Raw genomic sequence first — 16,475 nt, 5'->3', positions numbered from 1 at the left:
CGTGTCGGAAACCGTCGTCTCGCTGCCGCGTGCGCTGCGCGGTGAGCTAAAGGAGCCACTCGGACCGATTTTCACCGACGCCGAGCGACTGCTCGAATCCGCGGACGGACCGCTCGTCGCGGTCGGCGACGTCGTCACGTACCACCTCGAATCGGTCGGCGTCACGCCCGACGTCGCGCTGGTCGACGGAATCACGAAACGCGAACGCGTCGACCCCGAGATACGAAACGCGGTCAGCGACGACGCTCGCCGCATTCGGGTCGAGAACCCGGCGGGCGTCCTCACGGACGACCTCCTCCGGGCGCTCGTGGAGGCGGTCGAGTCGCCGGTTCCGACCGTCCTCGTGGTCGACGGTGAAGAGGACCTCGCGGCGCTTCCCGCGGTCCTCGCGGTGCCGACTGGGGGGAGCGTCGTCTACGGACAACCCGATCGAGGAATGGTTCTCGCACGAGTCACCCCCGAGTTGCAGGCCGAGGTCGGGGACCTGTTGGCTCGAATGGACGGCGAGACGGATCGTCTGTTCTCGCTCCTCGGCCACGACGCGTGACGCGACCGTCGGCGGGGAGACGAAACGGGTTCCGCGATGGCTCGAACTGTTCTCCCACGATGTATCGCGTCGATAGTGGAGAAGAGCGGTGGCACTTTCCGCATCGTGACCTTCGCTCGCCGTGGCTTCCGTTCTGACCGGTCGCCGGTGGAATCGCTCACTTCGAAATCCTTTTACAGGCTTCGGGGAGAAGAACAGTATAACTGAGTGTTACACATGGAAGTCGAAATCCTCTCACAGGAGCAGAATCCAATGCTCCACCGGACCGAAGTGCGGTTCCAGATCGTTCACGACGAGGCAACGCCGTCGCGTCTCTCCGTCCGCGACAGCCTCGCGGCGAAACTCGACAAGAACGCCGACGAGGTCGTCGTTCACGAGATGAACACCAAGTTCGGCATGCGAAAGACCGTCGGCTACGCGAAGGTCTACGACAGTTCGGAGCACGCCCGCGACGTCGAACAGGACTACATGCTCGAACGCAACAAGATCACGGCCGACTCCGAAGGCGAGTCCGAACCCGAAGCCGAGGAGGCCGAATAATGCCGCGACACGAACTCTACAACGACGACGGCACGACCGAGCGAGAGCAGTGCCCCCGCTGTGGCGACTCGTTCCTCGCGGACCACGGTGACCGGCTTCACTGCGGCAAGTGCAGCTACACCGAGTGGAAGTAAATGCGAATCCTCGGCGTCGAGGGTACCGCGTGGGCGGCCAGCGCGTCTGTCTACGATTCGAACACCGATTCCGTTTTTATCGAAACCGACGCCTACCAACCGGAGAGCGGCGGTATTCATCCGCGGGAAGCCGCAGAACACATGAGCGACGCGATTCCCCGCGTCATAGAGACGGCGCTCGCTGAAGCGGACGGCGACATAGCAGCCGTCGCCTTCTCCCGAGGCCCGGGACTCGGTCCGTGTCTACGCATCGTCGGGACGGCGGCGCGCGCGCTGTCGCAAACGCTGGACGTGCCCCTCATCGGCGTGAACCACATGGTCGCCCACCTCGAAATCGGTCGGCAGCGTTCCGGCTTCGACTCCCCGGTCTGTCTCAATGCGAGCGGTGCCAACGCCCACGTACTGGGATATCGAAACGGTCGATACCGGGTCCTCGGCGAGACGATGGACACGGGCGTCGGCAACGCCATCGACAAGTTCACCCGTCACATCGGGTGGTCCCATCCGGGCGGGCCGAAAGTCGAGGAGGCCGCGACGGAGGGCGAGTACATCGACATGCCCTACGTCGTGAAGGGAATGGACTTCTCGTTTTCCGGCATCATGAGCGCGGCGAAGCAGGCCGTGGACGACGGTCACGACGTCGAGGACGTCTGTTTCTCGCTGCAGGAGAACGTCTTCGCCATGCTGACGGAGGTTGCCGAACGCGCCCTTTCGCTGACCGACCGGGACGAACTCGTCCTCGGCGGCGGCGTCGGGCAAAACGCACGACTCCGTGAGATGCTCACCGAGATGTGCGACCAGCGCGGGGCGAACTTTTACGCGCCGGAACCACGATTCTTGCGGGATAACGCCGGAATGATCGCCGTCCTCGGCGCGGAGATGCTGGCAGCAGGCGACACGATTCCGGTGTCCGACTCGTCGGTGGACTCGAACTTCCGTCCCGACCAAGTGGCCGTCACGTGGCGCGGAACGGAAGCGGACGATGCCTTTCTCCCGGCCGAGGCGGACGAGGTTCGCGGCGCGGAAGCGACGGTCTCCATCGGCGAAGAGCGCGTGATGAAACGCCGGACACCCAAGTCCTACCGTCACCCGTCGCTCGATGCACACCTCCGAAAGGAACGCACGACGCTCGAAGCGCGCCTCACCAGCGACGCGCGACGTGCGGGCGTTCCGACGCCGGTCGTCTCCGACATCGACCTCGCCGAATCGGCAATCGAGTTCGAACGCGTCGGCCACGGCGACCTGCGGGACGAACTCACCGCCGACCGGGTGCGCGACGTGGGCCGACATCTCGGAACGCTCCACCGAAACGGCATCGTCCACGGCGACCCGACCACGCGGAACCTGCGGTGTGCCGCCGACCGAACCTACGTCATCGACTTCGGTTTGGGCTACTATTCGGACGACGTGGAGGACTACGCGATGGACCTCCACGTCTTCAGTCAAAGCCTCGCGGGCACCGCGGACGACGCCGCGGAACTCCAGCGGGCTTTCGAAGCGGCCTACGAGGAGACGGGAACCGCCGCGGTCCTCGACCAACTGCGCGAAATCGAAGGCCGCGGCCGGTATCAGTGACGGCGATTTTCAGCTTTCGTGTGGTGAATCGGCGGGGTGCTTTATTGTCTTTCTCTCGGTACGATTACTATGGGAAACTTCGACCCCGTTTCGTGGGACGTCGTCGAAGCGGCCACCGGACCGCCTGCCCCGGAGGTCGACGAGTACGTCGAGACGATGCGAGAGGAGGTTCATGGGGAAGACCCGTACGTAGCGGTCAAATCGATTCACGACGAACTGAGCGAGACCGTAAGCGAGGAACGAACCGTCCCCGGTCTGGGGGAGGTCTTCATCACCGCGTATCTGCTGGAAAAACGGGGCCTCATCACGCCCCGCGATGACGATGCCGAAGGCGCGTATCGTTCTATCGTCGACCGTCGCCCCAGCGGTGAATGGCTCCGCGAGCAGTTTTGGGAACGGGAGCGAACACTGTGGTGGATCGGTATGCAGGCCGGCGTTCACGCGTCGCTCGTGACGTACTGGTTGTACGAGGACAAAATTCCGCTGATGGAACGGAACTTCACGGAGGAATCGATGGAGCGGATACGGGCGTATCGGGAATCCGGGGGGACGTGATCGCCGCACGACTGTCGTTTCACCGCTGTCAGCTACAGACTTCCCTTCCGATCGAATGCCCCAAACGCTATAATAGGTGCGACCCATGTGTATCGCATGTCCGACAAGGAAACTTCGGGAACGCTCTTTGGAGTCCCGTACAACTTCGAACGACCCAGCATGGGGCGCATGCTCTCTTCGTACTGGAAGCCGGGCGAGGGAATGCTGGTCGAAAAGCCGTTCGGCGTCGGCTACACGCTCAACCTCGCCAACTGGCGTTCGTGGGTCATCCTCGCCGTCGCTGGCGTCCTGTTCTGGATGGAGAGCAACAAGGAAGGCGAGACGGAGTCCGAAAACGAACCCGTCGAAGTCATCGTCGACGACGACTGATTCGACGGTTCTTTTTCCCCGCGCGACCCTCCCTCGCGTATGATTCGGTTCGTCACCGGCAACGACGGTAAAGTACGCGAAGCGCGCGAGTATCTCGACGACGAGGTTCGTCAAATCGACTACGACTACACGGAGGTCCAGAGCGACGACCTCGCCGAAATCGCGCTCCACGGCGCGCGCGAGGCGTTCGAGGAGACCGGTAACGACGAGCCAATCGTCGTGGACGACGCGGGTCTGTTCATCGACGCGGTCGGTGGCTTTCCCGGCCCGTACTCCGCCTACGTCGAGGACACGCTCGGCGTCGAGCGCGTCTGGCAACTCGCCGAGCGGGAGGAGAACCGCCGCGCACACTTCCGCTGCGTCGTCGCTTACTACGACGGCGAGAACGCCGAAACCTTCTCGGGGTCGGTGCCGGGAACGCTCGTCGCTCCGCGCGGCGACGGCGGGTTCGGCTACGACCCCATCTTCGAACACGAAGGGAAGACGCTCGCGGAGATGAGCACCGAGGAGAAAAACGCCATCTCCCACCGCGGGCGGGCGCTGGCGAAGTTCGCGGACTGGTTGGCGGAGCGGTAACAACGACTCGCTCCACATCGGTCGCAGTTAGTTCCGAACGTCCCTGTCCGGGCCGGGATACTCCCCGCCGACCACGACGTCGTACAGGCTCTCGGGGTCGAACAGGTTCACGAACCCGTCGGGTCGCTTCACGCTGACGGAAATCCGACCCTGAAGCGCGATTCCGGTTTCCGCGTTTCGCAGCGAATCGTCGTAGGAGAGGATGTGCGCCGCGTTTCCAGCGTTGGCACTGGCGAGCGCGGGATGGTCGCCCGGCGTCTGTTCGACTTCGGTTCGCAGGTCCTCGATTTTCCCCCGCCAGTCGAGAGCGAGTTCGTCGTTCCCGAGGTCGCGGATGACGGCCTCGGCGTCGTCGATGAGTTCGTCGCTGGCGACGAGTTCGACCCACGAGTGGCCTCGCACGATGTCCATCGCGTCGCGAGCGTCGCCGCCGACCAGCATGTCCGCGGCCAACACGTCGGCGTCAGCGACGAGGCGGGCCGGATTCGGTTCACTCATCGCGTCGCTCCGCGACGGTACGTCGAATCGTTTCGAGGTCGGTTTCGGTCCCGTCCGTCCGGTCGAACAGTTCGCGCCACGTCATGGTCCGATGTGAGGCCCCGAGCGGGAAAACTGATTTGGAAAGTTCGGATCTCGATATCTGTCATTGGGCCGATGAGGGGGACGTCGGTACCGTACAGCAACGACACCGGATAGCAGAAGTGTTTTAACACATCAGCATGGTGTTATTTCTATGGTACGGAACGTATCGACCTACACCATCCTCGCGCTCGCGCAGGTCTTGGTGTTACTCATGGCCCCCGTTGCGGCGACCGGACCGGTTTCCGGGCCGCACTCCTCCCAGCAACAGCTCTCCAACCCAGTCGACTCCGCCGACTCCATCTACGTTATGGAGAACGGCGATGCGGTTCTCGCCTACAACGAGACCAACGCGGGCAACAGCACCGCGGAGTTCGGCGCGAACGTGACCGAAGGGCTCGTTCACATCCTCGCGACGGACGAAACCGAATCGGACATGGACGCCGCGGCGTCGCTCGTGATGACGCCCGACGGCTACAGCGGCAACGGGTCGCTCACCGCCGATAGTCCTGACTCGATTTCGGACCTCACGCTCGACGTGGACAGCAAGCAGGACGAGCAAACGGCGACCGGCGACCTGACGCTCGACGCGACGCTCGACGGCGAATCGCTCGCGTCGAGCGTCGATTCGATGAACACCGAGGGCCGCGTGACGGTCACGGGCGACTCGTTCAGTACGAAAGGGTCGGGCACGGTGTCCGGAGTCTCGGCGTCGGGAACCGACAAGAGCCTCCAGTATGACCTCCGCGAGACGGCGGACGGATTCGTTCTGAAAGGCTCCCAACGCGGCGCGATTTCGCCGTTCATGTCCGACTCGTGGAGAACCCGCGAGAAGGCGAAAGCGCACCTCGAAGCCCAGTACGGTTCCATCGCCACGCGGAACGATGGCTCCGCGACGGTGACTATCGACAGCTACGCCTACGACGCATCGGGCGACGAACCGACGCTCGACGTCGACTATCACGTCGAGTTCACCGGCCTCGAAGACTCCATTTCCAAAACCATCGCACGGAGTCTGAAGTCCTCACCGCAAGTCTCGCTCTCGGACGAGGAGATAGACGATCTCTCCGCGGACATCGAACGGATGAAAATCGACCACGTGACGTTCGGAATGAGCCAGCAGAACGGCACGACGACGTTCAGTTGGGACGTCAAAATAGAGAACTACGACGCTGCGGTGTCCGCCGCGCTCGAAATCGCGGAGAACACGAACGCGTCGGGGATGAGCGGACAGACCCTCGACCAAACGAAGCAGATGTTCGAAGCACAGCAGGCCGCGAACCTCGAACAGACGGTCGAATGGTCCGCCGAGGCGTCCCACCCCTCTGCCGGAACGACGGCGGTGTCCGCCGAGGTCCACTACCGAACGGACAACTGGCGAGCGTACACGTGGGAACTCCGGAACCGTGACGTCGAATTGGGTCGCTCGTCGGTAACGCTCCACGTCGAATCCGACGGCGACGAGGTGACGGCACGCGGTTCGGTCGAGATGAAACAGCGAGCGATGCTCTCGAAGATGACCGATTCGATGCTCTCCTCGCTCGGGTCGTCGGAGGCGAACGCCGGCGGATCGAAACTGGTGCGGGCGTTTCAGAACAGCGAATTCCAGTCCGCCCGCGTGGATATGGACGTCCGGTCGGGAACCGTCACGGTCGAAGGTGGTGCGAAGTTCGACAACATGAGCGCCCTCGCCGACGCGCTCGGCGAATCGTACGGAGACACGGACGTTTCCAGCATCGTCGGTCGAACGAACGGCGACACCACGACGACCTACGTCCGCGTGACGGGCTTGGTCGGCGAGAACGCCTCGAAAGCGGACGTTCGCGCGCTCGCCGTCGCCGATGCCGACACGAACATCCACATGCCCGGCAAGTGGGACCGGGAGTTCCCGTCGATGGACACCGAGGAAGCGGCGACGTATCTCGGCGTTCAGAACGCGAACGACACGCAGTCGAAATCCACGAACGAATCGGGACAGCCCGGTTTTGGCGTCGGGGTTGCGGTCGTCGCCCTCGCGGGTGCGGCGCTGCTCTCGCGGCGCGACTGATTCGGCATTCGACCGACGTAGAACGACTTATTCGCTTTTTTCGCCGCCCCACGACCCTTCGACGCTTCGAATCTCGATGTTCGAGTTCGAATAGCTGGCCTGCACGCGGTCGCCGACCTCCGCTCGGTTGAAATCGCCACGGTGTGTCGCCCCGGTGTAACACCCGAACGAGTCGGACCCGCTCGCCAATCGGGACTGCACACGCCGACGACGTAGCCGACATCCTCGTACTCGTCCATCAAACGGTCGTGAAGCGCCGAGGAGACCTGCAATCGGGTCGGGTCCGTGAACTACGTGGCCCACTCCTCGGCGACGGTGATGACAGGGTCATCGGCCAAATCGCTCAGGCCGACGCTGACGACCGTTTCGTCGTGTAGTCCTCCCTTCTGTCGTCGCTTCCCCGTTATTTCTTTCGTCTCGATGTAGCCGCCCGCAGCACCGAGTGCCGAACAGCCAGCGAGACTTCCGCCTGCCACGCACGCGGACAGGGTCGCTAACACGTCACGTCTCGAAGGCATACGGATACCTCGACCGTGAAGCACTAATAAATTATGCCGATTGTTATCATGTGACTTCCCGAAGCACGAACTGACGAAAACGGTCGTCTCAGGCCGACGTGGTGCCGAGAATGTTCGTCTTCACCGTCGTTTGGTAGTTGAGCGAATCCAGATCGATTCGCTGGGTGATCCCGTGGTACTCGATGACGACGTAGTATCCGACGTCGAGCGTGCTCTCCTCGCCGCGGCGAAGGTGGGTCTTCCACCACGTGCCGAGTTTCGAGTTGTCGAGCATCACCGTGTCGTTCACCGTTGCCTCGCTGTGCGGATCGATTTCGACGTTCTTCGGCGTCGATTCGTCGGAGAGGACGACGCCGTTCATCGATATCTTCGAGCCGATTTCGACGATGTGAATCGAATCGCTTCGCTCGTTCTTCACGGTAGCGGACGCTTCGATGGGCGTCTCCGCCATCGTCGCGCGACCCCAGTCCGCCTGCACGTTCTCGATGCGGCCTATCGGCTGTCCGGCGACCGAATACGTCTGACTCGCGTTCGAATCGACCGCGCCGAGCATGTCGGTGCGAACGGTTCCGCGGTCCGCTTTTTCGCCCACGGGGAGGCGGGCGAATCCGGCATCGACGGTCACGTCGCGTTCGACGGTTCGGGTCGTCCGCTCGTCGTTGTTGACGTGGCTGACCCACCACCGCTGTATCGTCCCGTCCGCGATTTCGCCGGTAATCTCGAAGTCGGTCGTCCCCGGTCCGATTTTCTCGCTCGTCTCGCTCTCGACCAGCGACACGTCGTTCATCAGCACGCGGTACTCGGCGTCGACCGAGAGGTGATCGGCGAACACCGACCCCGGTTCGTTCCGGTTGTTGACGGTCGCGTGGGTTCGAACGCCCGTGTTCCCCGTCTCGGGAACGACCCACTCGCTTTCGAGCGACTGGAGCGTCGGCGGGGCGAACGACCGTGCCCCGTTTCGCGGCACCTCCTTCGTCGTCGTCTTGCCGCCGCCGAGGACGTCCGTCGTGAAGACGATACGTTTGCTCAGGAACGGCAGTTCGACTTTCTTCGTCTCACCGTCTTCGGTGATGGTCGCGAAAAACTGCACGTCCATCGTCGTCTCCTCGCCGTTCTCGACGTGGCTTTGCCACCACTCGGGGAGTTTTCCGTTGTCGAACGTCGAGTCGATGCTGAACGACGTCGTCTCCTCGGATTCCACGTGTACTTCGCCGTCCGTCGTTCCACCGGCGACCGTCACGTCGTTCATCGTGATGCTGTAGCCGAGTTGGGAGAACACGACCTCGCCGCTGGTCGGGTTTTCGACGGTTGCGCTGACGTGCAGGGGTGTCTCCGCCGCCGTCGCGTGCCCCCACGAGGCGTCCGTTTTCGTCACCCGCAAAACCTCCTCGTTTCCGGCGGTCATCGTGCGCGTCTCGGTGCTGTTGAACGCGCTGAGGAGGTCGGTTTCGAAGCTTCGCTTCTCCGCGGGGAGGTCCTTCGAGAACAGCGGCACGCTGATGGACGGTGCGATGCTGACCGTCGTCTTCTCGCCGTTGTTGATGTGGGTCGCCCACCACGCCGGTATCTTCCCGTTGTCCATCTCGGTCGTCGTCGAAATCGTGGACTCCCCGGACGGGAGGCCGAGGTTGTTGACGTGCCCCGAGGCGACCGTCACGTCGTTCATCCCGACTTCGTAGTTGACGTCCGCCACGCTCGGTATTCCGACCGAACTGGGGTTGTTCACCGCGATGTTCGTTCGGATCTCCGTCGTTTTCGGGGTGACCGCTCCCCACTCCGTTTGGATGTTTTCGACGCTCGGTTGCCCGACCGTCACTATCCCGGACGTCAACGCGATTCCGATCCCTCCCGCAGTCACGACACAGAGGGTCACCATTGCGACGAGTACCTTCCCGATGATGCTACGAATCGTCATCGTCATACCTTTTTGATGATATATATCTCAACACACAGTTCATTATCCGGTCAATTTGCACCCACCACCAAGTAACTTTACCTGTAATCATCCACCCGATTCGGTGAGAATCTCGGCGAAAGTGTCAGATTCCTTGTTTTATAGATTTCTTCAAAGGGACAAAATTATCATCTATCATACCGTTACACCCGGCGAAAATGCTCGCTTCGGGTCAGTGTTCGGCGGCAGGAGCATACGGCCGTCTGACGCGGTTTTAAGTCCTCACCATACCCATCCGGAAACGGGCGCGCACACCACCCTCTCTCCCATCCTCCCACTCCGCGCGCCCGGCACACACCACCCACAACTCCCTGAACTCCCTCGCTCTCCCACCCCTCCGCTCGGCACTCCCCCTTTGCGCGGTACGATATTTTCCCCTCGTAGGGCACGCTTTCATCGCCGTAGACCCGTCCTGACCGGGTCAGAGGGCACCTATCGACCCGACAAACGGCACATAACAAAGGGGTATCCAGCCATTCGTACAGTTGCGCCCGACGGCTCGGGCGCGAAGCGTGTCGCAGTCTCGCGGTGGGTCTCCCGGCGGGGCCGGGGGCTCTGGCGACGGGTTGGCTTCCCGTTACAGTGTCACCAACCCCCCCACGAAAGTTCTCGTCCCGGACGACCCTAGAACCCCGCGCTGCCCAATCGTTTTTCGCTTCGGTGACTACACATCCGGAGATACGTCGCCGTCGCTCGTCGCGTTACATCTCCCGAACATACGAACCCGGTTACTCCCCGAAACCGACCACCGAACGGTACTCCTCAGGCGCTTGCCTGTAGTCGCTCGCGCACTGAAGGGAGCGCGTCCTGTGCGGCGATGAGCGCGACCCGATCACCCGCTTCTAGTTTCGTCCCCGGAAGGGGAATCGTCATCCGTTCTTTCTTCCGACCGTGGGCGTAGATTCGCGCGTCGGTCGGTAGCTCCACCGCGTGAACCCGTGTTCCGACGAGCGACGAATCGTCCGAAATCGTCATCGTCGTCAACTGCAGGCTCTCGGTCAGGTCCGCGATGACGTCGAAATCCCCGCCCAGCATCGCTGTCTTCGCGCCCGCAGCACCGAGGCGTTCGGGATAGATGACCTCGTCCACGTCGTCCGCGTATTTGTGGTAGATGTCCTCTCGATAGTCCTCGTCGATGCGCATGACGGTCCGACAGCCGTGGTGTTTGCCGACCATGCAGGCCGCGAAGTTGACGTTCAGGTTGCCCGTCAACCCGCCGAGGGCGTCCGCGGTGTCGACGCCCGCCTCGGTCAGGACGGTCTCGTCCGACCCGTCTCCCTCGATGACCTCGAATCCGTCATCGCGCGCTCGGTTCGCTTTGTCCGGGTCTTCTTCCACGATAACCACCTCGTGACCCTCCTCGGAGAGGATTTGAGAGGTTCGTATTCCCACGCGTCCGTATCCCACGATAACGAATCTCATGGTTGTGAATCGCATAGGAAGCACAAAAACGTTGGTGTGAGTCGTGCGCGGAGAGGACGCAGTGCGAAAAAGGAAACTCGATTCGACCGTCGTCAGCAATCGGAATCGTCCGACTCGCCGGAGTTGTCGCCCGTAGTCGTTGTCGTGGTGGTGTCGTCAGTGTCGTCGGAGGTCGTAGTGGTAGTGGAATCGTCGGAAGTCGTGGAATTAGTCGTCGTTTGCTCGTCCTCACTACTGCACAACACCTCCGATTTGTCGGGCGAAAGCAGTGTAATAACGTCGTTTCCGTCGTTATCAATCACTTCGCTGTCGTAATCGAATGTCACGTCGGCCTCTGGAACCTCTTCTGCACCGGTTGCCACGATGAGCCGCTGGCCGCCGCCGATTTTCGTCCCGCTGGGGATCGTTTGTCGCTGGTTGGTTTCACTATTTCCATATTCAAAGGCGACAACACAGCCCGAAACGTCAACGTCGTGGATCGATTCATTCCCGAACGTCACCATCTCCCGTTCCGGAGTAACGCTTGCGAAATAGAGGCTCGAATAGGCGTTCGCATCCTCGCCCGTGACGAGGGTCGCCCCGGTGCCGATCGTTGCCACCGATGCTACACCTACGAGAAACTTCCTACGTGTCTGTTGCATACGCGATCGATACAAGATGTGGGAGGAACTAAAGATGAAACCAAGGCTATCTGTTAAGTAATATTGAATAAATAGCTAACTGAACACGGTGTTGGATGCACGTTTCTAAATCGTCTGTTTCGAAAAATCCAACAGAGACAGCAACCCGGTACTTTTGCCCATTAACTTTCCATTAATCGAATAAAAACGGCGCACCCGAAAAAGGGCGGAGGGAAGCGGAATCAGCTCGCAGAGATTTCGACACGCTCGGTGTCGGAATCCCCGTCGGCGTCGGTGACGCGAAGCGTCACTTTCAGACTGCCACACCGCGGAACCGCCACATCGACGGAATGGCCGGTTTCGTCGTAGTCGCCGTCGCCGTCGGTGTCCCACTCGTGCGTTGGCCCCTCGTCCGTGTAGCAGGTGGAACAGGTTTCGAGGTGGACGGTGTCACCCGCTTCGAGGTCACGGGAGTCGAGTGACGGCGTGGCTTCGATGCAGGCCTCCGGCGATTTATCGTCGGAATCGTCGTCAGAACCGTCGTCCGCTCCGAGAGCGTAGAAGGTGGAGTCCTTGACGTATCTGGCGTCGGTGTCCGTTCCCGCCGGGAACGTGGACGTGTAGAGTTTCCCGTCCGCGACGACGGACGTGCTGGCGGCAGGGCCGACGTCCTCGGAGTCCGTACTCCCGAACGTGTAGCGCCACCGTTCGTCGTTCGTCGCCGCGTCGAGTGCGAGCACGACTGCGTCGCCGGTTTTCGACTCCGTTCCCGTCCGCCCGCTGACGTACAGCGTGCCGTTCGAGACGGTTAGGTCGCTGGTAATCTCCATCTCGTATTCGTTCGACCACACCAACTCGCCGGTTTTCGCGTCGAATGCGTCTATTTGGTCGGGGTCGTCGTCATTCGAACTGGAGAAGAACACGTAGTCGTCGGTGACGGCCAGTCGTCCGTAGTCGTCGTCGTTCACGCCGGGGCGCATCGCCCACTCCACCGACGCGTCTTCGGCCGACCGCGCTTGCACCGCGATGCCGTATTGGCCGTCCCTGATACCGTACACGTACCCATTGTTGACCGCGTCGAGTCTGAAATCGAAATTCTCGTCGGATATCTCCCACGTCTTCGACCAGTCGTCGGAATCCATTGCGACGCCTTGGCGGAAAAAGAGCGTCCCGTCCTCGTAACTCGGTTCGGTTGCGATTTTTTGATCGATCTCGGTGTGCTTTCTCTCGCCCGTTTCGGGGTCGAGTTCCAAGACGTACTGCTGTGGCGGTTGGACGACGAACAACCTCCCATCGACCAGTACCGGGTTCGTCCACTCGTATGGGCCGACGTCGTGCCAAACCGTTTCCCCCGTTTCGGCATCCAGTCCGAACAGTCCGCCGTCGTCGTTCGATGGATAGTCGCGCGTTACCGTCGCAAAGAAGACCATCCCGTCACCGACCGTCGGCGTTTTCGGTTCCGGAATGTCGTCCCGTCGCCACTTCTCCTCGCCGGTTTCGAGGTCGTACGCGACGATGTAGCCGGTCGTCTCCGACTCGTCGCTCGTCGTCGCAACCGCGAGGTAGAGGACGCCGTCAACGATCACGGGTTCGTTCGTCCACATGCTGCCGTTCAGCGCCGTGGACCAGTCCGTGGTCACGTCCGGGCCGGGGCCGTCTTCGGTGGTCGAACCAGTGCGCCCGGCGCCGCCGCGGTGCGTGGACCACGCGGTCGTTTTTATTTGCGTGTCGTTACTACTGTCGTCACTGTCGGCACTGTCGGTGTCGTCGCTCTCTTCGTCTTGCTGTGCGAGAACCACACCTGTTCCGGTCAGGCTGAGGGCGCCAGCGGTGACTCCGACCGTCTTCAGGAACGTCCGTCTGTTGTCTGCGGGCATGCATCCACAACTGTTGGAGTATTCAACTTTCCTATTATTACAGTAAAGTAGAAGGTCGATAGTCTATATATCAGATAAACCAACATCTCTGGATCGGCTTTCGAAACAAACTGGGCCACCGGAGTCCGTTCGTCAAAACGAGGTCACGCATCGTGCCGCCTTCCCGGAGGTTTCGACCGTTCTTGTTTCGGCTGATTCGGGCGTGCACACGAGCCTATCTTTCTTCTAACTCGACAGGAGTTCCGCCTTCTCCTCAAATGTCAGACAGGGTTCGGCACCGATACTCGAAAATGGAGCGGGAACGGTGGACGATAGTAACACTCGCCAGTACTCCGTCGCCGTCGGTCTCCCCCGAAATCCGGGGCCGTTAGTCGGATTTGACAAATATCGGTATAGGGAGTGCGAAAATCGAAGAAAGCCTAGGCCGGGATTTGAACCCGGGCTCTCGTCCTTACCAAGGACGCGCTTTACCGCTAAGCTACCCAGGCGCGGCAATAATTTCTACACGCCGAACCGGGTTTAGGCGTTTCGATTCGCGTCAGGGATCGGTGGCTGACGACGGGGTTTCGTCCCCCCAATTCGGCTGTCTCCCCGACAGTTTTGTCAGCATATCTACCGCCTCGTCGAAGAGCATCTCCGTCGAGTCGCGGTCGGCGACCGTGACGGCGAGGCGTTCGGCGTATCGTCGGATACCGGTGGGAACGTCGCTGCCGGTGGCCGTCGTCCCCGCGACGATCGCGAGTTCGAACACGTCGGTTTCGAGTGCGTTGTCGGTTCGGCGCTCGGTCTGGTCCCGACCGAACGATTTGACGGTCCGAACGGCCGTATCGGCCGCTTCCGTTCGAGCCAACAACGAAAATCCGCGCGATACCATCACGTCCGCCGCCAGGATGGCGACGTTGCTCTCGGTGTGCGGCGGATCGCCGTTCCACGGTTCGTCGCGTGAGAGTGTTCGGGTGAGACCCAACCCTTCGTAGATGAGTTGTACTCCCGCGGCGCGAGTCTCGACTTCCGTGGCGCTGGCTCCGCTCTCGACCGCTTGTGCGCTCAATACCGTCAACACCCCCGGAACGACCGTCGATGACTTCAGCAGTCCGTCGATGTGGTCGCGGAGGTGCGCTGGCGTGATATCTCCGATAGCCTCGCGCGCAGCTCCGCGCGCCCGGGCGGCCTCTTCCATTATCGGAACTTACGACGGAATCGCCAAAGACCTTTGGAAAGCGTCTCCAACGCGTTTCCATGATTCGCATCGCTGACGACCCGAAAGCTAGAATCGTGACCTTCGACCGTCCGGAACGCAGAAACGCGCTCACCCTCGACGGACTGGAAGCCCTCTCCGAGGCGGTTCGGGAGGCCGAACAACCCGTCGTCTATCTCCATGGCGCGGGTACGGCGTTCTGTGCCGGTGCGGACCTCGACGTGGTGGCCGGGTCGGACGAGGAGTCGGCGAACGCGCTCGCCACCCACGGCCAGCGGGTAGCGGACGATATCGAAGGCGCAGAAAGCGTCGTCGTCGCCGGAATCGACGGCCCGGCGCGCGGCGGCGGCGTCGAACTCGCGCTGGCGTGTGACCTGCGGGTCGCCACCCCGGAGGCGACGTTCTCCGAACCGGGCGTCAGCCTCGGCATCTTCGGCGCGTGGGGCGGGACGGCCCGCCTTCCGGAAATCGTCGGGATGGGCGACGCGCTCGACCTCGCGCTTTCGGGGCGCGTCATCGACGCCGCCGAAGCCCACCGGATGGGATTGGTCTCCCGCGTCACCGACCGACCGCGTGCAGTAGCCGACGAGCTCGCGGCGAACGACCCCGACGCACTTCGTGCCGTCAAAGGTCGAATCCGTGACCGCTCGCCGCGGTCCGACCAACTTGCCCGCGAAGCGAACGTGTTCGGAAAACTCGTCGCGGCGAACGCCGACGACATCGCCGCCCGCCGCGAGTAGCCGAGAAACCCGCCAGGTGTGATCGAAAGGCGGGAAAGGATGGAACGGCTGGAAAGGCAGAAGGATGAAAGGCCGGAAAGGATAGAAAAGCGGAAAAGCGGGAAAGCGGAAAAGCGGAAAAGCGGAACGTGGGAACCTACAACGACTCCGGCGCTGGCGGGGCGGCGCGTTTGTGTTCGCTTCGCTCGTACATCTCGCCGATTCGTCGCACGTCTGCCTCCGTCGCACCTTCGACCTGTCGCGCCGTCGCCGAAATCGACAGCGGACCATCCACGTGCAGCGCCAGAATCGCATCGAGCGTGTCGTAGTCGATGCCCAACTCCTCCTCGTCGGTCTGCCCCGCCCACAGCCCCGCCGTCGCTTCCTTTTCGGCGAGTTCGTCGGTCACGCCGACGTGCTTTGCGAGTTGGCGCACCTGCTGTTTGTAGAGGTTGCCGATGGGGTGACAGTCCACCGCGCCGTCGCCGTACTTCGTGAAGTACCCGACCAGCGCCTCGGTCCGGTTGCCGGTTCCGAGGACGACCGACCCTTCGGCGTTGGCGACGAGGTAGTTCATCACCGCGCGGGTTCGGGCGCGGGCGTTGCCGACCGCCATTTGGTCACCCTCGGCCTCCGAGTAGGCGTCGAGGAACGTGTCCACGATGGGGTTGATTTCGAACACGTCGTAGGCGATGCCGAGTTCCGTGGCGACCCATTCGGCGTCGCTCATGTTGTCCTCCCTGCTCACCGCGCCGGGCATGACGAGTCCGTGGAGGTTCTCCGTTCCCAGCGCTTCCGCCGCGAGGTAGGCCGTCAGCGTGCTGTCGATACCGCCCGACAGGCCGAGCACCGCCGAGTCAGTTCCCGCGTCTGCCACCGTCTCACGGATGAACGACACGATGTGGTCGCGATGTGCGTCGAGTTCCTCGTCGGACAGTTCGAGGTCTATCATGTATGGTCGTAGGAACGCGGGTGACTAAAACCTCCCCTCGTCATCGTATTTCTGGACGAACGTCCGAAACGCTACGTTGAAGTGAGCGCGGAATGAAACGGTGAGTGACGCAACTGCTCGCTTTCGTTATCGAGTTCAAAGCACCGGTGGTGAGCAAATCCGATGGATTTGCGAATCACGGTGCATACTCGACGCGAAGCGAGAGTATGCACCGGTGGTCTAGTGGCAGGACATAAGCTTCCCAAGCTTATAGCCCGGGTTCAACTCCCGGTCGGTGCATCCTGCGAGGAACG

The 16,475-nt window shown here is 61.9% G+C and carries 18 protein-coding genes and 2 tRNA genes; 10 read left to right on the top strand and 10 right to left on the bottom strand.

Going from position 1 to position 16,475, the window contains the following annotated elements; all coding sequences use genetic code 11:
* The first annotated feature begins 1 nt into the window (after position 1).
* The 7 genes from LJF34_RS13600 (at position 2) to LJF34_RS13570 (ending at position 4,296) form a co-directional block, all read left to right on the top strand.
* Positions 2-547 carry a GTP-dependent dephospho-CoA kinase family protein gene (locus LJF34_RS13600; protein WP_231185554.1) on the top strand — a complete coding sequence of 182 codons (546 nt, stop codon included), beginning with the start codon at positions 2-4 and terminating at the stop codon, positions 545-547.
* 216 nt (positions 548-763) lie between these two features.
* Complete coding sequence (locus LJF34_RS13595) at positions 764-1,087, top strand: 30S ribosomal protein S24e (protein WP_231185553.1); 324 nt, start codon at positions 764-766, stop codon at positions 1,085-1,087.
* The gene (locus LJF34_RS13590) at positions 1,087-1,221 is read left to right on the top strand and encodes a 30S ribosomal protein S27ae (RefSeq protein WP_007976639.1); all 135 of its coding nucleotides are present in this window, start codon (positions 1,087-1,089) and stop codon (positions 1,219-1,221) included. The genes LJF34_RS13595 and LJF34_RS13590 overlap by 1 nt, the downstream gene beginning before the upstream one ends.
* Positions 1,222-2,796: a bifunctional N(6)-L-threonylcarbamoyladenine synthase/serine/threonine protein kinase gene (locus LJF34_RS13585; RefSeq protein WP_231185552.1), complete on the top strand. Its 1,575-nt coding sequence runs from the start codon at positions 1,222-1,224 to the stop codon at positions 2,794-2,796.
* 69 nt (positions 2,797-2,865) lie between these two features.
* Positions 2,866-3,351, top strand: coding sequence for a hypothetical protein (locus tag LJF34_RS13580; protein WP_231185551.1), 486 nt, complete (start codon positions 2,866-2,868; stop codon positions 3,349-3,351).
* 96 nt (positions 3,352-3,447) lie between these two features.
* Positions 3,448-3,720 (top strand): DUF5808 domain-containing protein, encoded by a 273-nt coding sequence (locus tag LJF34_RS13575; protein WP_231185550.1) that lies wholly within the window; start codon positions 3,448-3,450, stop codon positions 3,718-3,720.
* Positions 3,721-3,759: 39 nt separating this feature from the next.
* On the top strand, positions 3,760-4,296 hold the full coding sequence (locus LJF34_RS13570; protein WP_231185549.1) for an XTP/dITP diphosphatase: 537 nt from the start codon (positions 3,760-3,762) through the stop codon (positions 4,294-4,296).
* Between the two features lie 27 nt (positions 4,297-4,323).
* Here LJF34_RS13570 and LJF34_RS13565 read toward each other — a convergent pair whose 3' ends face one another.
* Positions 4,324-4,794, bottom strand: coding sequence for a hypothetical protein (locus LJF34_RS13565; protein ID WP_231185548.1), 471 nt, complete (start codon positions 4,792-4,794; stop codon positions 4,324-4,326).
* 235 nt (positions 4,795-5,029) lie between these two features.
* Here LJF34_RS13565 and LJF34_RS13560 point away from each other — a divergent pair, with 235 nt between their 5' ends.
* Positions 5,030-6,922 (top strand): PGF-CTERM sorting domain-containing protein, encoded by a 1,893-nt coding sequence (locus LJF34_RS13560; protein WP_231185547.1) that lies wholly within the window; start codon positions 5,030-5,032, stop codon positions 6,920-6,922.
* A 27-nt stretch (positions 6,923-6,949) separates the two neighbouring features.
* On the opposite strand, the gene LJF34_RS13555 is transcribed toward LJF34_RS13560, so the two are convergent.
* From LJF34_RS13555 to LJF34_RS13520, 8 genes are all read right to left on the bottom strand, one after another.
* Positions 6,950-7,123 (bottom strand): hypothetical protein, encoded by a 174-nt coding sequence (locus tag LJF34_RS13555; RefSeq protein ID WP_231185546.1) that lies wholly within the window; start codon positions 7,121-7,123, stop codon positions 6,950-6,952.
* 89 nt (positions 7,124-7,212) lie between these two features.
* Positions 7,213-7,440, bottom strand: coding sequence for a hypothetical protein (locus tag LJF34_RS13550; protein WP_231185545.1), 228 nt, complete (start codon positions 7,438-7,440; stop codon positions 7,213-7,215).
* 88 nt (positions 7,441-7,528) lie between these two features.
* A complete protein-coding gene (locus LJF34_RS13545; RefSeq protein WP_231185544.1) occupies positions 7,529-9,355 on the bottom strand; it encodes an LEA type 2 family protein in 1,827 nt (608 codons plus the stop codon).
* Positions 9,356-10,156: 801 nt separating this feature from the next.
* A complete protein-coding gene (locus LJF34_RS13540) occupies positions 10,157-10,816 on the bottom strand; it encodes a TrkA family potassium uptake protein (RefSeq protein WP_231185543.1) in 660 nt (219 codons plus the stop codon).
* A gap of 92 nt (positions 10,817-10,908) precedes the next feature.
* On the bottom strand, positions 10,909-11,415 hold the full coding sequence (locus LJF34_RS13535) for a hypothetical protein (protein ID WP_231185542.1): 507 nt from the start codon (positions 11,413-11,415) through the stop codon (positions 10,909-10,911).
* A 263-nt stretch (positions 11,416-11,678) separates the two neighbouring features.
* A complete protein-coding gene (locus LJF34_RS13530) occupies positions 11,679-13,313 on the bottom strand; it encodes a PQQ-binding-like beta-propeller repeat protein (protein WP_231185541.1) in 1,635 nt (544 codons plus the stop codon).
* Positions 13,314-13,729: 416 nt separating this feature from the next.
* Positions 13,730-13,801, bottom strand: a tRNA-Thr gene (locus LJF34_RS13525).
* Positions 13,802-13,851: 50 nt separating this feature from the next.
* Positions 13,852-14,493 carry a hypothetical protein gene (locus LJF34_RS13520; RefSeq protein WP_231185540.1) on the bottom strand — a complete coding sequence of 214 codons (642 nt, stop codon included), beginning with the start codon at positions 14,491-14,493 and terminating at the stop codon, positions 13,852-13,854.
* Between the two features lie 59 nt (positions 14,494-14,552).
* Between LJF34_RS13520 and LJF34_RS13515 the strand changes: the two genes are divergently transcribed.
* The gene (locus LJF34_RS13515) at positions 14,553-15,251 is read left to right on the top strand and encodes an enoyl-CoA hydratase/isomerase family protein (RefSeq protein ID WP_231185539.1); all 699 of its coding nucleotides are present in this window, start codon (positions 14,553-14,555) and stop codon (positions 15,249-15,251) included.
* Positions 15,252-15,387: 136 nt separating this feature from the next.
* Here LJF34_RS13515 and LJF34_RS13510 read toward each other — a convergent pair whose 3' ends face one another.
* Positions 15,388-16,182 (bottom strand): NAD+ synthase, encoded by a 795-nt coding sequence (locus LJF34_RS13510; RefSeq protein WP_231185538.1) that lies wholly within the window; start codon positions 16,180-16,182, stop codon positions 15,388-15,390.
* A 208-nt stretch (positions 16,183-16,390) separates the two neighbouring features.
* Between LJF34_RS13510 and LJF34_RS13505 the strand changes: the two genes are divergently transcribed.
* Positions 16,391-16,461: transfer RNA gene (locus tag LJF34_RS13505), tRNA-Gly, on the top strand.
* Positions 16,462-16,475 lie beyond the last annotated feature (14 nt).

This window comes from Haladaptatus sp. DYF46 (assembly GCF_021083305.1).
GTDB lineage: Archaea > Halobacteriota > Halobacteria > Halobacteriales > Haladaptataceae > Haladaptatus.
Note: the sequence above shows the minus strand (reverse complement) of the source record. Positions and strands in the feature narration are given on the sequence as shown.

What these genes read in the sequence shown, in the direction of transcription:
- LJF34_RS13590 (WP_007976639.1), top strand. Translation starts at nt 1,087, where the DNA reads ATGCCGCGACACGAACTCTACAACGACGACGGCACGACCGAGCGAGAG.
- LJF34_RS13595 (WP_231185553.1), top strand. Translation starts at nt 764, where the DNA reads ATGGAAGTCGAAATCCTCTCACAGGAGCAGAATCCAATGCTCCACCGG.
- LJF34_RS13540 (WP_231185543.1), bottom strand. Translation starts at nt 10,816, where the DNA reads ATGAGATTCGTTATCGTGGGATACGGACGCGTGGGAATACGAACCTCT.
- LJF34_RS13515 (WP_231185539.1), top strand. Translation starts at nt 14,553, where the DNA reads ATGATTCGCATCGCTGACGACCCGAAAGCTAGAATCGTGACCTTCGAC.
- LJF34_RS13580 (WP_231185551.1), top strand. Translation starts at nt 2,866, where the DNA reads ATGGGAAACTTCGACCCCGTTTCGTGGGACGTCGTCGAAGCGGCCACC.
- LJF34_RS13560 (WP_231185547.1), top strand. Translation starts at nt 5,030, where the DNA reads ATGGTACGGAACGTATCGACCTACACCATCCTCGCGCTCGCGCAGGTC.
- LJF34_RS13510 (WP_231185538.1), bottom strand. Translation starts at nt 16,182, where the DNA reads ATGATAGACCTCGAACTGTCCGACGAGGAACTCGACGCACATCGCGAC.
- LJF34_RS13585 (WP_231185552.1), top strand. Translation starts at nt 1,222, where the DNA reads ATGCGAATCCTCGGCGTCGAGGGTACCGCGTGGGCGGCCAGCGCGTCT.
- LJF34_RS13570 (WP_231185549.1), top strand. Translation starts at nt 3,760, where the DNA reads ATGATTCGGTTCGTCACCGGCAACGACGGTAAAGTACGCGAAGCGCGC.
- LJF34_RS13520 (WP_231185540.1), bottom strand. Translation starts at nt 14,493, where the DNA reads ATGGAAGAGGCCGCCCGGGCGCGCGGAGCTGCGCGCGAGGCTATCGGA.
- LJF34_RS13545 (WP_231185544.1), bottom strand. Translation starts at nt 9,355, where the DNA reads ATGACGATTCGTAGCATCATCGGGAAGGTACTCGTCGCAATGGTGACC.
- LJF34_RS13565 (WP_231185548.1), bottom strand. Translation starts at nt 4,794, where the DNA reads ATGAGTGAACCGAATCCGGCCCGCCTCGTCGCTGACGCCGACGTGTTG.
- LJF34_RS13530 (WP_231185541.1), bottom strand. Translation starts at nt 13,313, where the DNA reads ATGCCCGCAGACAACAGACGGACGTTCCTGAAGACGGTCGGAGTCACC.
- LJF34_RS13575 (WP_231185550.1), top strand. Translation starts at nt 3,448, where the DNA reads ATGTCCGACAAGGAAACTTCGGGAACGCTCTTTGGAGTCCCGTACAAC.
- LJF34_RS13550 (WP_231185545.1), bottom strand. Translation starts at nt 7,440, where the DNA reads ATGCCTTCGAGACGTGACGTGTTAGCGACCCTGTCCGCGTGCGTGGCA.